The sequence below is a fragment of the Halorubrum ruber genome, from assembly GCF_018228765.1.
Taxonomy (GTDB): domain Archaea; phylum Halobacteriota; class Halobacteria; order Halobacteriales; family Haloferacaceae; genus Halorubrum; species Halorubrum ruber.
The window spans coordinates 2,949,460-2,965,499 of the sequence record NZ_CP073695.1 but is presented as its reverse complement, the minus strand read 5'-3'; the positions used below and the strand labels follow the sequence as shown (position 1 = coordinate 2,965,499).

Here is a 16,040-nt window from a genome sequence, read left to right as displayed (position 1 = left end):
CAGACGCCGCGCCCAGGAAGCCGCCGCTCAGTCGTCCGCGACCGCGTTCGGCTCGGTGCCCGCGGCGTCCGCCTCGGCCGCGAGCAGGCGGTCGAGCCCGTCGACCATCCCGACGACGCTCGCGCGGGTGATGTCCGCGTCCGACGCCGAGACGCTCACGGAGCGGTCCCCGCGCGAGAGGTCGACTTCGACGGTGACCACCGCGTCCGTGCCGCCCGTGATCGCGTCGACGTGGTAGGAGTCGAGTTCGAAGGCGACGCCGTCGCGCTCGCCGTCCGGTGCGGCCCCGCGATCGTCGCCGTCGTCGCCCGCGAGCGCCGCGCGGACCGCCTCCAGTCCCGCGTCGACCGGGCCGGCGCCGGTGCCGGAGGCGACACGCTCGTCGTCGCCGACGCGGAGCCGGACCGAGGCGGTCGGGAGGTTGCCGCCGGAGGTCGCCGAGAGATCCACGAGCTCGACGTGTCGCTCTCGCTCGCGACCGCGAACGTCGTCGGCGATGGCGAGCAGGTCGGCGTCCGTGACGCGCTTGCCGCGTTCGCCGAGCTCCTTCACGCGGGCGACGACCTCGCGCAGCTCGTCGTCGTCGACCGCGACGTCGTGCTCCGCGAGCGCGGCCTTCACCCCGGCGCGGCCCGCGTGCTTGCCGAGGACGAGCCGGCGTTCGCGGCCGACCGTCTCGGGCGGGTACGGCTCGTACATCGTCCCGTCCTTGAGCGTGCCGTCGGTGTGGATCCCGGACTCGTGGGCGAAGGCGTTGGCGCCGCAGACCGCCTTGTTCGGCGGGAGCGCGACGCCGGTCGCCTCCGAGACGGTCCGACAGAGCCGGTAGAGGCGCTCGAGCTCGACGGTGTCGACGTCGTACGACTCGCCGAGCGCGATCGCGACCTCCTCGAGGGCGACGTTGCCCGCGCGCTCGCCGACGCCGAGGACGGTGCCGTGGACGGTGTCGGCGCCCGCCTTCAGCCCCGCGTGGACGTTCGCTAACCCGAACCCGAGGTCGTCGTGGGTGTGGAGGCTCGTCGGGCCCAGCTCCGCGAGCCGCGAGACGACCGCGGCGGTGCGCTCGGGGTCGGCCGCGCCGACCGTGTCGCAGTAGCAGATCCGGTCCGCGCCCGCGTCGAGGCCGGCGCCGAGCAGGCGCTCGAGGTAGTCGAGGTCGGCGCGCGAGCCGTCCTCGCCGAGCACCTCCACCCACAGCCCGTGGTCTTTCGCGTACTCGACGAGCTCGACCGTCGTCTCGACGACCTCGTCGCGGGTCGACCCCACCTTCGTCTCGACGTGTTTGTCGGAGGCCGGGACGACGAGGTTCACGCCGTCGACGCCGCAGTCGAGCGCGTGGTCCACGTCCCGCTTCACGCCGCGGGCGAAGCTCGTCACGGTCGCGTCCAGCCCCTCGTCGGCGACGCGGCGGATCGCCTCGCGCTCGCCCTCCGAGGTACACGCCGAGCCGGCCTCGATCAGGTGGACGCCGGCGGCGTCGAGCTCGCGGGCGACGTCGACCTTCTCGCCGGGCGTCAGGGAGACGCCGGGCATCTGTTCGCCGTCGCGCAGGGTGGTGTCTAACAGCTGTACCTCGTCGAGGTCGGTGAGTGTGGTTCGGGTCAAAAGGGAGTCCGTCGGCTCTGCGGTGGTCTCGGGGTCGGTGCCGCCGCGGGGCGGTCGTGCCCCGGAGTCGTTATCGTCGGAGAATTTCGCGGCCAGCCGCCGCGAGGCGACTTCCTCTATCCTCCGAACGATCGCGAGTGTCTCGCGTCATTCGTACCCGTGCGAACAGTGTACACACGTATAAACTGCCGGGTCGCGTCAGGTTTGGCCGAGCGATCCTCGCTGTAACCCGGGTTTCGTCGAGGAATCCTTGATGCGATTCGTCGGCGATCGCTCGTCGCGACCGCCGACACCGTTAGGGGACTCCCCTGCGACCGGCCCGCATGGAGCGAGTCGCGATCGACGACGTCGACGTCGTCACGAATCCCATGGGCGTTCACGACCTCCGAAAGCCGGTCTCGCGCGCGCTCGGCACCGACCACGTCGCGATGAACTACTTCGAGCTCGCGCCCGGCGACGCGTTCTCCGGCGGCCTCCACACCCACGGCGACCAGGAGGAGATCTTCTACGTCCGCTCCGGCACCGCCACCTTCGAGGTGGGCCGCGAGCGCGACGAGGTCGAGGTCGGCCCGGACGAGGCGATTCGCTTCGCGCCCGGCGAGTTCCAGTCCGGGTTCGTGGCCGAGGACGCCGACGAGGAGGTGGTCGCGTGGGCGGTCGGCGCGCCGGGCGCGCGCCACGACTGGGACCAGATCGAGTCGATCGTCGAGTGCCGCGACTGCGGCGGCGAACGCGTCCACGACACCGAACTCACCGACGAGGGCCGGTTCCGGTTCACCTGTACGGAGTGCGGTACGTCGTTCTCGCCGTGAGACTCGTTCGCGGCGTTCGAGACGACCGCGCCGCGCCACCGCACCCGCCTCACCCAAGCAGCGACCGCAGCGACCGCCGCCGGGTGCCGCACTCCGCGGCGTAGTCGCAGGCGTTACACCGGTCGTCGTCGACGCGCGGCGGGGGGCCGTCGATCGACCGCACCGCGCGGAGCGCCTTTCGATACGCCGCCTTCTTCCGCACCGTCAGTCGGACCTCGCGCACGACCCCGACCGCGGGGTACTCGACCAGCGCGCGCTCGATCTCGCGCTCGCGCTCCCACGCCAGCGCCTTCGCGAGCCCGACCGCGCGCACCGCCTGCGGCTCCCACACGCCCTGCTCCGGCGGCTCGCCCGACGAGACGAGGGTCGGGACGGGCGGCGCGGCACCCTCGTCGTCCGCATCGGTCGCCCCCTCGTCCGCTTCCAGCACCTTGTGAACAGTCCCGTGACAGTCCTTGCCCGAGAGGAAGCCGCGCTCGCTCGCGGGGTCGACGAGACGCTCGTACTCCTCGCGCTCGCGCAGCCGGTCCAGATTCCGACGGTAGGCTGCCGGCGATCGGTGGAGCGGCAGCTCCCGGAGCGTCCGGTTCGACGCGTCGACCAGCTCACCGTATCGGAACGCGAGGTCGATGCGTTCGCGCGCCTTCGGCGGGACGCTCCGCTCGTCGTCACGCCGGACGTAGTAGAGTTGCCGGGGACAGTACGCCGCGCGGGCCAGGTCGCTGAACGGAACGAGGGTCACGCGTCAGGCTGGCCGCGGCTTTGTTTATAAATAGAACTGCGGTGGCGCGTGCCGACGAGCGGCCGCCCTCGGCGGCCGCGAGTCGCACGCGCGAGGGAGTCGGTGGTCCGGAGCGAAGCGGAGGACCACCGACGAGGCTGGGGAGGTGTGAGGTGCGGTTGCGGTGCGGGGCGGGACTCAAAGGGGCAGCCGCGAGGCGGGCGCAGACGAAGTAAGCACCGCAGGGAGCGAGTGAAACGAGCGACCGAGGAGCACAGCGAGTGTGCGCCCGCCTCGCGGCTGGGGCTTTGGAGGTGTTCGCCGTCGATTCGAAGTCAGTCATTTATAACCGAGCGGTTGGGGCTTCGGAACCGCTCATCCCCGCCTCTGCTGCTACTTATAAAGAAACGTCCGTCTCGATGTCCTCGGTCGCTTCGCGGAGGCCGTCCTCGCGGGCGTCGCTCGCGAGCGACCCCTCAATGTCCGCGTCGGTGAGGAGGTCCCGGAACGCGTCGCGGAAGCGGTCGTTCGCCCGGGTGGAGGCGATGTCCGTCCGCGCGACGGCGGCGTACCGGGCGACGACATCGGGTTGTGCGTCCAACTCTTCGGCGCACTCGACGATGGAGTTCCCGGCCGCGGTGAGTCGCTTCAGGTCGGCGTACTCGAACGCGGGATCGGAGTCGCCGTCGGGCGCGTCGACCTCCCGGTCCGACTCGCGCACGAGGTGGAGGTCGAGGCGTGCCTTTCGGATGGTCTCGGCGTCGATTTCGTCGGGGTCTATTTCGCCGTCATCCTCCTCCCGCTCGGCGAGCGCGTCGCGGACCGCGGCCGCGATCGGTGCGTCGTCCTCGCTCTCGAAGCGGCCGCGGGCGACCAGCGCGTAGGCGGCGTCGTCGAGCGGCGTCGAGAAGCCGTACCGCTCGCGCATCGCGGCGACGAGGTCGCGGAGCTCCTCGCTGGCGTCGTCGCGGTCGACGAGGGTCCCCCGCTCCGCCTCCTGGCGTTCGGTGACCGTCTCCGAGCCGGTGGCGTCGACGAACAGGTCGCGGAGTTCGGCGGTCTTCTCGTCCATGGGAGCGGTTCTACGCGGGCACGGCAGAAAAGGCTCGCGTCGGAACCGTGTCCGCTCGGGCGGTGGCGCGTCGCTCGCTCGGCCTCCGAGCGGCCTCAGACCAGCCCGCCCACGGTGAACACCACGTAACAGCACGCGACCAGCGCGCCCGAGTGGAGCAGCGCGGCGTACCGCCCCCGCGCCGCCGTGCCGGCGAACCACCCGGACGCCAGCACGGTCGCCTGCGTGACGACGTACAGCCGGAAGCGCTCCAGTTCCGGATACACGCCCTCCGGCTCCGTCACCGCGTCCGACGCGGCCGCGATCTCGGCGAGCCGCGCGGCGTCGACCACCTGCGTGTTCACGACCGCGACGACGCCGGCGACGAGGACCGCCGCGGCCCAGCCGACCGCGATGTACGGCTGCATCGACGAGCGGAGCGCGCGCTGCTCGCTGTACAGCCGCCCGACCTCGATCCGGAGCGTCTCGAAGACGGCGTCGGCGTCGCTCCCGGCGTCGAGCGCGCCCGTGACGAGCCCGAGCGTCCGCGCCGCCAGCGGGGTGTCGACCCGGTCGACGAACCGCTCGATGGCGACCGCGCGGACGTCGACCGCGCCCGATTCCGCCGCGGAGCCGGACCCATCCCCGGCCGCTCCCTCGGGCGCCGTCGTCGACCGCAGCGCGAACGCGAGGTCGGCCACGTCGTCGTCGAGGACGCCGAGATCGGCGTCGCGCGCGACCGCCGCGACCGCGGCTTCGAGCGGGCGCCCCTGCGCGACGTGCCCCGAGACGGCGTGGACGAAGTCGGCCAGCTCGCGGTCCTTCGCGTCGTCGATCCGGGTGCGCCGCGCTGCGACCAGCCCCACCGGCACCGCGAAGGCGGCGTACCCGACGAGGACGACGTTGACGAGCGTGTAGCCCGCGAGCGCGAGCCACGCCGCGAGCGCGACGGCCGGGATCGCGGCGACGACCGCCGTGCTTGCGGGGTTACGCCCGGCCGTCGCGAGAACCGCCCGCGGGCTCGACGGAAGCTCGTAGCTCGCGCGCTGGCTCGGCGGTCGGAGCGTGCCGACCGCGACCGCGGCCGCGAGGCCGAAGGCGACGAGGAACCCGACCGCGCCGTACAGCACCACCGCTCGGGTCGGCACCACGCCGACCGGCGTGTCGACGGGCGGGAGCAGCTCCGGGATCACGACCGACAGCGCGGTCGCGCCGATGACGACGAGCGCCGGCAACACCAGCACGGCGACGAACAGCTCCGTGAGCAGTTCGAGGAACCGCCGCGCGCGCTTCCGGGCGCGGTCCTGCCGGTGCGATAACATCCGGCGCTCGGTCGCGAGGAACTCGGAGAGCGCCTCGTCCCCGGCCGCGGCGCGCTTCCGGAACTTCAGGAGGAAGGGCGCGAGCAGCTCCCGCGAGGGCGTGTCTCGCGCCACGCGCCGGAGCCCCTCGTCGAGGCTGCCCGCGAGCCGGGCCGCGTTGAGCGCCTTCCGCAGCGAGGTGGCGGTGCCGCCGTACGCGTCGCCGTCGGCCGCCTTCCGCAGCATCGCCCGCGGCCCGTCGCTCCCCGAGGAGAGCAGGTCGAGGTACCGCACTGCCCCCGGGAGCGTGCGCTCGATGTCCGTCCGCCGCGTCGCGGCGACCCAGCGGAGGCCGAGGCCGGCGGCCGCCACGGTCGCGCGCTTCGCGAGGAGCGCGACCGCGACCGCGACGAGCAGCGCGGCGTGGGCCGTCCGGAGCGGCCCCACGGAGTCCGGCGTCGGCGCGGGCGCCGCGGTCGACCCGGCCGAGAGCAGTGCCGCGCCGAACCGCGCATCGACCGCGGCCGCGACCGCCGGCGCGGCGCCCGTCGCGACGATCAGCGCGGGGAAGAAGGCGGCGGCCGCGACGACCCACGAGAGGCCGTACGCCCGCGCGAGGTACGTCTCGAACCCGGTGTCGAGCGCGGTCCCGCGGTACCGCTTCCGGTCGGCGTCGTGTCGCCGGTCGCTCGCGTGGCGCGCGAAGAGCGCGTAGCAGACGCGGTCGAGGATCGCCAGCCGGCCGCCCGTCACGAGCGCGTCGTCCGCGGATCTGTTCTCAGTGTCACGGTTCCCGGCGACCGTGCCGGTCGTCCCTCCCCGGCTCACGGCCGCCCCCGTTCGGACGAGTCCTCCCGGTCCCCGTCGCCGTCGCGGTCCATCGTCCGTGCGGCGCGCTCGACGGTCGCCGCCTCGTCGGTGCGCAGGTCGGCGAGGAACTCGAACAGCGCCTCGGGGTCGTCGACGCCGTCGCGCACGAGGTACTCCACGTACCGCCGCTTCGATTCGAACTCGGCGGCGACCGCCTCGCGGTCGCGGTCGGTCCGGTTCGCGATCCGGTCGAAGACGCGGAACCGCGGGCCGGCGCGACCGTCGCCCGAGGCGCTGCCCGATCCGGCCGCGCCCGCCCTCGACACTCCTTCGTCCGCGTCGCCGCCCGGCGCGCCGGGGAACCGGAACGCCCCGTCGCCGTCGCGCCAAGCGACCGTGTTGAAGCGGACCGACTCGCCGCCGGCCTCGACGACGCCCGCGCCGCCGCGCTTCGGGTCGCCGGTCGGGCTCCGTTTCGCCTCCGGGTCGAGGCCGTCGTACGCGGCCTCGGAGAGCGGTTCGATCGCCCGGGAGACGTACCGCTCGCCGTCGACCTGCCGGGGGAAGACCACGAGGTCGACCTCGCGGAGCAGCCGGGCGGGCAGGTCCCGCTCGCGCAGGCGGTTGGCGAGGGCCTCGACGTCCTCCGCGTGCGTCGTGCCGATCACGCCGTGACCCGTACTCAGGCTCTCCGCGAAGGTCTCGAAGCTCTCGGGGGTGTTGATCTCGGCGATCACCTCCACGTCGGGGTTGAGGTAGTTGGCTTCAGTCATCAGCTCCGCCATCCCCACGGACTTGTAGGCGTCCTCGTGATCGCGGGTGGTGAGCGAGACGCCCGTCTCGTGGGGGAGCCGGACCTCGCGCGAGCCCTCGTCGACGGAGACCGGGCGGGCGTCGAAGGGAATGAACGGGGCGTGGGCGTTCAGGAGGGTCGTCTTCCCCACCCCGGTCGGCCCCGCGAAGAGGACGACGCCGCGGTGTTCGTACAACAGCCACAAGAGCGTGACCAGTTCGACCGACAGCGTGCCGCGCTCGATCAGGTCGACCGGCGTGAGCGCGTCCGCGCGCTGCTTCCGGATCGAGACGTGCGGGCCGCCCTCGGAGATGACGGGCAGCGCCACCGCACAGCGGATCGTCTGGGGTACCCCGTCGAGTTCGAGGTTCACCTTCGCGGAGGGCGTCGAGGCGTTCAGCTCCGTGCCGTCGCGGGCGGCGATCCCCGTGACGACGTCGACGAACGTCGTCTCCTCTTCGAACGCGAGATTCGTCGGGACGCGCTCGCCGGCCTCAGGGGCGTCGCCGTCGCCCGCCGGCGCGCCGCCGTTGCCCGCCGGCGCGCCGCCATTGCCCGCCTCGCTCGTTTCGCCCGCCGCCCCCGAAAGCACCGAGGCGCGCGGGACGACCTTCACGCGCTCGCCGACGCGGTTCGCCTCCACGTCCTCTAAGTGTGGATCGCGGATCGGGATCGTCAAGATTCCCTCGCCGACGAAGTCGCGAAGGACGTAGTACGCGAGGTCGTCGAGGCGGTCGCGGGCGAACCGCGAATCGACCGGGGGCGCGGCGAGCCCGCGGTCCGCCAGCGCGGCCCGGGCCCGGTGGAGCGCGGCGTCGAGCCACGCGCGGGTGTTGCGCGCGGTGAGCCGCCGCGAGAGGAACCGCCGGGCGCGGGCGGCGACGAACGACTCGCGGTCCTCGATCACGTCGCTCACGGTCGTCTCCCAGATCCGTGATTTACACTCCTCGATGAGTTCCTCGTCGCCCGGGAGGAGGTCCGGCTCCAGCACGGCGTACTTCGTCTCGAACGCGTCGGAGCCGAGCAGCCGCTCGCGGTAGACGACCACCTCGACCGCGATGCCGGCGAACTCGACGGCGTACTGCGCGAGCCGCTCGGCGGCCACGCGCTCGACGTAGTCGGCGTCGGCGTCGATCCCGGTCTCCAGCGGCGCGAACGTCTCGGTGTGGACCACCAGCTCGCGGTCGTCGCCCACGTCCGCGACCTCGATCCGGTCGTCGAGGGCGACCGGGGTGAGCTCGCCGAGCAGCCGGAACTCCCGCAGCGCGTGGTAGTCGATCCGACGCCGGGCGGCCGCGGTCGCGTCGACCAGCCGGTCGATCGCCGTCGCGTACTTCGGCTCGAACCCCCGCTCGGCGCGCTCGACGACGCCGACCCGGGTGAGCGGGCGGCGGTGCCGCACCGCGGAGAAGCGGTCGCGGACGCGGTCGAGCGCGTCCTCGTCGGCGGGCGACAGCGGCGGCTCGCGGACGTCGTAGCCGAACCGCCCGCCGTCGCGCTCGCGGACGGTCGCCACCACGCCCGGCGCCGCCTCGTACTGCGCCCGGACGTCCGGCGCGTACCACGCCTCGGGGTCGCCCGGTGGCACCGGCGCGGGGACCGCGCCGCCCGGGTCGTCGTCGGGCTCGTCGACGATCCGGAGGGTCGCGCCGTCGGTCACGGTTCGGCTCCTCGCAGGGGCGGCGCCCTCGTCGGCGCCGCGGGTATCGGTCGTAGCGTCCACATCGGTATCGTCGGTCGTTCGCGGGTGACCGCCTCCCCGATTTAAGAATTTATATCATATCTGATGTGTAGTTTCAACTTCGAAAAACGTTGGACGACGGAGCCGCCGGTCGATCGAGCCCGTACTCTGGCCGCCTCTCCTCCGATCCCGGTCGTCACCGTCCGTGTGTCACGAAGCGGACGTGGGAGAGGGTCCGACCCCTCCTCGGTCGGCCTTCGTCGCAGTCGGATCGGTACGGGTCACTTACCATCTCTCAGGATGTCCCTGAAAGGTTTCTACCGACTACGCGGCCGGATGTGTACGGAATATTGTGGGATTCTGTCCGAAGAATAATATGTTGATTATGTGCATGTAAAACCCAAACACGCGATATCGGATGGCTCAGCGGATTCGCCCACAAAGAGATAACAGGGCCTAAACCGACGTTTTCCGGATTTACAGGCGAATAGAACGGACCGATCTGAAGTGTCTGTTAGGAGCCCCCAACTGGTGCTCATTCTGGTTATTCTGTTTTTACTTAATGAACGTCCTGCTGTAGCGACTCTCGGCCCATCGGCGGGAGTGCGTTTCCACGGGGGTCAGAAGCGGTAACACATCTATGGCAACAAACACTATCAATCGGACGGGAGGCCCGCGAGGATGACCCGCGCGGGCAGGGAACAGGTGTTCGCGGTACTGTTCGCGGTGGTAATGGTGACGTCGATGATCGCGGGGACGGCCGCGATCTCCGGGGGGGCCGCCGCGGCCCCCGGCGACGTCGTTCACCGCGTGAATGCGGGCGACTCGCCCGTCGCCGCGACCGACGGCGGTCCCGAGTGGGCCGCCAGCGACGGGACGTACGTCTCCGGAGGGGACACCTACGCAGATACAGTGAGCGTCTCGACGGACGCGAGCGTCCCGGCGTCGACCCCGACGTCGATGTTCCAGTCCGAGCTGTACGGCGACCAGCAGTGGACCTTCTCGGAGAACGTCCAGAGCGGCCAGACGTACGAGGTCCGGCTGTACTTCGCCGAGATATTCCACGGCGTCGACGCCGGGAATCCCGGCGGCGGAACGGGGGACCGGGTCTTCGACGTCGCCGTGGAGGACGAAACGGTCCTGGACGGCTACGACATCTACGCCGACGTCGGCCCCGCGACGGGCGTGATGAAGTCGTTCGCGGTGACGCCGGCGGACGGTCAGATCGACATCGACCTCTCGACTGTCGAAGACAACGCGAAGATCTCCGCCATCGAGATCGTCGAGTCCGCGCCCGAGCCGAACACGCTCGAGGGACCGTCGCAGGTCGACTTCGGCGACGTGCTCGTCGACGACTCCGAGACGGAGTCGGTCACGCTGACGAACCTCGGCGGCGACGGCGACGCCAACATCACGATCGACAGCGTCTCCGCCTCCGGCGACGGCGCGTTCTCAGCGGGCACGGCGTCGAAGACGACGCTCTCGCCCGGCGAGTCCGCGGATGTCCCGGTGACGTTCGCGCCGACGGCCGCGCAGGAATCGTCCGCGACGCTCGATATCGAGCACTCGGGAAGCAACTCGCCGCTCTCGGTCGACCTCTCCGGCGAGGGGGCGAGTGCGGCCGACCCGAGCTTCCAGAAAAGCACGCTCGAGGGCTTTAGCGCCGGCAACCCGACGGCCATCGACTTCGGCCCGGGCGGTCGCGCCTACGTCTCGACGCAGGGCGGTACGGTGTACGCGCTCGACGTCACCCGGACCGGCGAGAACAGCTACGAGGTCGTCAACGAGGTCCAGATCGACGCGATCAAAGACATCCCGAACCACGACGACTTCGGGAACCACGACGTGAACCGGACTAAACGGCAAATAACCGGAATCACAGCCGGCGGTACCGCCGCTGAACCGGTTATCTACGTCTCCTCGAGCGACGCACAGATCGATGTCGGCGATGACGACGACACCAAGGACACGAGCTCCGGCGCGATCTCCCGACTGACGATCTCGCCGGGGAGCGACGGGACGCTCCAGCAGAGCGAGGTCGACCACGAGGTGCTGGTGCTCGGACTGCCGCGCTCCGAGGAGAACCACTCCCCCAACGGGATGGACCTCTCCGCCGACGAGGAGACGCTCTACCTCGCGGTGGGTGGCCACACGAACAAGGGCGCGCCGAGCAACAACTTCGGGCACACGCCCGAGTACGCGCTTTCGGCTGCGATCCTCGAGATCGACCTCGCGCAGATCGCGGACGAACACCAGCCGAAGAACCTCAACGACTACGACGACGACTATCCGACCCTCGACTTCTACTACGGGATCCCGACGATCCAGAACGACGACTCGACGGACGGTGACGACCTGCCGTTCGGCGGGAACGACGGGATCAACCAGGCGAAGCTCATCGAGGGAGGGCCGGTCCAGATCTACTCGGCCGGCTACCGCAATCCGTACGACTTGGTCGTCGCGGAGAGCGGTCAGGTGTACGCCGCGGACCACGGTCCGAACGGCGGCTGGGGCGGCCAGCCCGCGGACGCGAACGGCGACACCACCGCCGACGCCGCGGCGGTGACGAACCACCCCAACGAGGACGGGAGCTACACGACATCTGACCAGCTCGTGAAGGTCGACGAGGGCGACTACGGCGGCCATCCCGCGCCCGTCCGGGCGAACCCGACCGGCGCGGACATCTACGACTCGAACGGGGAGATGGTGTTCGACATCAACGCGTCGAACTCCCCGGTCCCGGCGAGCATGGTCGATCCCCAGGAGGCGGACTACGTCCCGCCGACGAGCGGGTCGCCCGATCCGGGCGCTCCGGCCGGGAGTGCGAACACGATGGAGTTCGAGGACGGCGACAAGGTCCTGTTCGGCCCGACCGGCGGGACGGCGCAGTACACCGCCTCAAACTTCGGGGGCGCCATGGACGGCGACCTCCTACAGGTCGAGCTCGGCGGCGACGTCGAGCGCGTGGAACTGACCGAGGACGGGTCGACCGTCAAGAGCGTCGAGACGATCGCGAACACCGCCGGTCCGCTCGGCATCACCGCCCAGGGCGACGACGACGAGTTCGCCGGGACGATTTGGACGGCCGACATCGGCGGAAACGGCGTCACCGTGCTCGAACCGGTCGACTACGGGACCGAGGCCGGCGACGGCGGGGGAGGCGCCACGTGTACCGGCGCCGACGACCCCGCCCTCGACGAGGACGGCGACGGCTACGACAACGCCGACGAGATCGACGCGGGCACCGATCCGTGTTCCTCTGCGTCGACGCCGGCGGACTTCGACGGCGACGGCACGTCGAACCTAAACGACCCCGACGACGACAACGACGGGCTCAACGACACGGAGGACCCGTTCGCGGTCGATCCGAACAACGGGCTCGACACGACGCTCCCCGTCCAGCACGACCTCTCGGAACTGAGCCTGTTCGGCGAGAACGGGCAGGGCTGGACCGGGGTGATGACGAACGGTACAGACTACCAGGCGCTCTACGACCCGACGCAGATGACGGTCGGCGGCGCGGCAGAGGTCCTGACGGTCGAGGACGTCCCTCAGGGCGACGCCTACGCGGACACGAACACGCAGCAGTACGCGTTCCAGTTCGGGGTCGACCCGCCGACGGAGCCGTTCACGGTCGAGTCGACGGTCGCCTCCTTCCCGGCGAACCCCGAGAACTACCAGTCCGCCGGGATCTACGTCGGCACCGGCGACCAGTCCGACTACGCGAAGCTCGCTGTCGTGGCCGACGGCGGCAACGGCGGCGTCGAGTTCGCGCAGGAGGAGGGCGACTCGTTCACCCACCAGACCTCGCCGGACGTCGTGAGCGACGCCAACGTCACCGGCGCTGACACGACGCTTCGGCTGACGGTCGATCCGACGACCGATCCGCTGCCGGACAACGGCGAGGACGAGGTCGCCCTCACCGCCGAGTACGAAGTCGACGGCGAGACGACCGATGTCGGGACGGCCGCGATCCCGGCTTCTTGGCTCGACACGTCCGACGGAACCGGGCTCGCTGTGGGCGTCATCTCGACGTCGAACGGCGCGGGCTCGACCTTCGACGCGACGTGGACTGACATCGGTGTCGACTACGTGACCCCGCCCGAGAACGAGCCGCCCGTCGCCGACGCGGGCGCCGACCAGACGGTCGACGAGGGCCAGGAGGTCACGCTCGACGGGTCCGGATCCGACGACCCGAACGGCGATCAGCTCGGCTACACGTGGACCCAGACCGCGGGTCCGGACGCCGGTCTGAGCCAGAGCGACGGTGAGACGGCGACGTTCACCGCGCCCAAGGTCGACACCGAATCGATGATCGGATTCCAGCTGAGCGTCTCCGACGGGCAGGACAGCGACACCGACGAGGTGAACGTCACGGTTCAGCCGGTCGCAGACGAGCCGCCGGCCGACGACACGATGACCGTCGCGGAAGCGGTCGCGACGGGCGGCGAAGACGACTCGCTGATCGAGGACGCGGAGATCCAGCAGGCGATCAACTGGTGGGCGACCGACAGCGAGGTCCCCGACACCGGCGGCGAGACGATCGGTGACTCCGAGATCCAACAGCTCATCAACTACTGGGCGACGGTGACCCCGGTCGGCGACGCCAACGGCCCGCCGACCGCGTCGTTCACCGTCTCTCCCGACGCTCCGGAAGCGGGTCAGCAGGTGAGCTTCGACGCGTCCGGGTCCAGCGACGACGGCTCGATCGCGAGCTACGAGTGGGACTTCGACGGCGACGGGGACGTCGACGCGACCGGCGCGCAGGCGGCCACCGCGTTCGACGCCGCGGGCGACTACGACGTCGAACTCACCGTCACCGACGACGATGGCGCCGCCGACGCGGCAACCGAGACCGTCGCGGTCAGCGAGCCCGCGACCGACCCCGGCGCCGCGTCCGTGAGCGTCACGCCCGACAGCGACACCGAGGCGAGTACCTACAGCGAGGGCTCGTTCACCGTGGAGAACACTGGCGACCAGGCGATCTCGTCGGTGACCTTCGACCTCTCGGAGTCGGCGATGCCCGACATGGTGTTCGATCCCGACGGGACCGCGGGCGATACGGCGGCGAAGGGGCTGAATATCGACTCGCAGTCGGGCGACGGCACCGGCGTCGTCAGCACCGCCGACGACGTGTTCAGTCAGCCGCACAACGGCGCGAACGGCTCCGACGGCTACGACGTGATGACCGTCGAGTTCACCGACTTCGAGCCCGGCGAGTCGGTGTCGTTCTCGGTCGACAACGACCCGACGAGCATCAAGGCCGCGACCATGACCTCGCAAGAGGCCGGTCCGGTCTCCGGTCTCGAACTCGCGCGTTCGACCGTGGGCGTCGAGTACGCCGACGGAAGCGCGCAAGAGAGCCAGCTGTTCGGCGACGGCAGCGCGGGCGGCGCACAGGCGACGCTCGACGAGTCGGTCGCGTCGGCACCGAGTATCGGCGTGCAGAACGTCGACCTCGACGACGGTGCGCTTCGCGACCACCACAGCGCGGCCACCGTGAGCGAGGCCGGCCAGACCGTGACGGTCACCGGCGAGCCCGGTGAGACGGTCACGCTGCTACACGCCGAGAGCGAACTCGAACTCGACACCGTGCCCGACTACGACGGCACGCCCGGCTACGACGTCGAGCCCTACGAGGGCAACAAGGTCGAGAACGTCGACTACCAGACGGTCACGCTCGACTCGAACGGCGAGGCTGAGGTGCCCGTCACGCTGCTCAACACGACCGCGGTCGGCGGCTACAACTACTTCGTGGCGACCGACGGCGAGCCCGGGTCCGTCACCGGTCTCGGCTCGAACGTGGTTGTCCTGAAGTACGAGGAGAGCGCCGGCGACGACGAACCTGCCGACGGCGCTACCAGCTTCGCCGTGAACGCGGGCGGCGACGCCTACGCGGCCGCCGACGGCACGGAGTTCCAGGCGGACGCCGACTTCGACGGCGGCACGGCGTTCGCGACCGGGAACGCGGGAACGCCCGTGGACCCCGAGATCGCGAACACCGACGACAACGAGCTGTACCACACCGAGCGGTACGGCGACTTTAGCTACGACGTGCCGCTCGACGACGGCACCTACGAAGTGACGCTGTACTTCGCCGAGCTCTACCAGGGCGTGGCGAACGACGGCGGCGCGGGCGACCGCCTGTTCAACGTCTCTATCGAGGGCCAGCAGGTCCTCGACGAGTACGACATCTACGCGGAGGCCGGCGGCGAGCACGCGGCGATCCAGGAGACGTTCACCGCCGACGTCACCGACGGCGAACTGAACCTCGAGTTCAGCACCGTCGAGGACAACGCGAAGGTGTCGGCCATCGAGATCGAACCGGTCGACGGCGGTGACGGAAGCGACGGCGGCGACAACACCGCGAACGCCCCGCCGACGATCGACGCCGTCGCGAATCAGACGGTCACCGAGGGGAACTCGACGACCGTCCCGGTCGAGACTGCCGACCCTGACGGCGACGCGGTGTCGCTGTCGGTGAGCGCCCCGGCCTTCGTCAGCCTCTCGAACGGCGATCTGACGATCGCCCCTGAGTCGGGTGACGCGGGCACGTACGCGGTCGAGATGACGGCCGACGACGGGAACGGCGGCTCCGCGTCCGAGTCGTTCCAAGTGACCGTCGAGGCGGCTCCCGACCCGCAGCCCGCGCAGGTGCTACACCGCGTGAACGCGGGAGAGAGCGAGACGATCGCCGCCACCGACGACGGTCCCGACTGGACCGGCGTCGCGGACACGAGTTCGTCGTACCTCGTGTCGGTCGCCTCGTCGGACGCCGGCAACTACTGCCAAGGCGCCGATCTCACTCCCGACGGGACGGTCCCCGACTCCACGCCCGACGGGGTGTGGGACTGCGAGCGCTACGGGACCTCCACGTGGGAGTTCTCCGTCGACGCCGGCCAGCAGGTCGAGGTCCGACTCTACCTCGGGAACTCGTTCGACGGCGCGAGCGATCCCGGAGACCGCCAGTTCAACGCCTCCGTCGAGGGCCAGCAGGTCCTGACGAACTACGACCCTGTGGCCGACGTCGGCCACGCGACGGGGACGATGAAGAACGTCACCGTCACCGACGACGGCGACGGCACGCTTTCGGTGGTCTTCGACCAGGGTGCCGCGGACAATCCCGAGGTCAGAGCCATCGAGATCGTGGAATCGGAGGGGACCACCGAGTAGGTGACCCGACAGATGCCCGACCGCAGCGGTCGGGCCGACGAGTCGGCGAATCGAGCGACGACCGACCGCACGAAGGCAGCGAATCCAACGACA

Annotated in this window: 7 protein-coding genes; 2 read left to right on the top strand and 5 right to left on the bottom strand. The window is 70.7% G+C overall.

Translation table 11 applies throughout. From position 1 onward, the window contains the following. Positions 1-27: 27 nt before the first annotated feature. A complete protein-coding gene (locus J7656_RS14615; RefSeq protein WP_026046116.1) occupies positions 28-1,605 on the bottom strand; it encodes an alpha-isopropylmalate synthase regulatory domain-containing protein in 1,578 nt (525 codons plus the stop codon). 323 nt (positions 1,606-1,928) lie between these two features. Between J7656_RS14615 and J7656_RS14610 the strand changes: the two genes are divergently transcribed. Next, entirely contained in the window at positions 1,929-2,417 is a 489-nt protein-coding gene (locus J7656_RS14610) for a cupin domain-containing protein (protein WP_017342038.1), read from the top strand. Between the two features lie 49 nt (positions 2,418-2,466). On the opposite strand, the gene J7656_RS14605 is transcribed toward J7656_RS14610, so the two are convergent. From J7656_RS14605 to J7656_RS14590, 4 genes are all read right to left on the bottom strand, one after another. Next, entirely contained in the window at positions 2,467-3,159 is a 693-nt protein-coding gene (locus J7656_RS14605) for a CRISPR-associated protein Cas4 (protein ID WP_017342039.1), read from the bottom strand. A gap of 376 nt (positions 3,160-3,535) precedes the next feature. Continuing rightward, positions 3,536-4,210, bottom strand: coding sequence for a hypothetical protein (locus J7656_RS14600; RefSeq protein ID WP_211553694.1), 675 nt, complete (start codon positions 4,208-4,210; stop codon positions 3,536-3,538). Between the two features lie 95 nt (positions 4,211-4,305). After that, positions 4,306-6,318 (bottom strand): type II secretion system F family protein, encoded by a 2,013-nt coding sequence (locus J7656_RS14595; RefSeq protein ID WP_211553693.1) that lies wholly within the window; start codon positions 6,316-6,318, stop codon positions 4,306-4,308. Continuing rightward, a complete protein-coding gene (locus J7656_RS14590; RefSeq protein WP_211554590.1) occupies positions 6,315-8,753 on the bottom strand; it encodes a type II/IV secretion system ATPase subunit in 2,439 nt (812 codons plus the stop codon). The genes J7656_RS14595 and J7656_RS14590 overlap by 4 nt, the downstream gene beginning before the upstream one ends. Before the next feature lie 702 nt (positions 8,754-9,455). On the opposite strand from J7656_RS14590, the gene J7656_RS14585 reads away from it, so the two are divergent. After that, positions 9,456-15,947: a malectin domain-containing carbohydrate-binding protein gene (locus J7656_RS14585; protein ID WP_211553692.1), complete on the top strand. Its 6,492-nt coding sequence runs from the start codon at positions 9,456-9,458 to the stop codon at positions 15,945-15,947. Positions 15,948-16,040: the final 93 nt, after the last annotated feature.

Bases quoted from the DNA above. Each gene is read 5' to 3' on its own strand.
- J7656_RS14585 (WP_211553692.1), top strand. From the start codon at position 9,456: ATGACCCGCGCGGGCAGGGAACAGGTGTTCGCGGTACTGTTCGCGGTG.
- J7656_RS14600 (WP_211553694.1), bottom strand. From the start codon at position 4,210: ATGGACGAGAAGACCGCCGAACTCCGCGACCTGTTCGTCGACGCCACC.
- J7656_RS14610 (WP_017342038.1), top strand. From the start codon at position 1,929: ATGGAGCGAGTCGCGATCGACGACGTCGACGTCGTCACGAATCCCATG.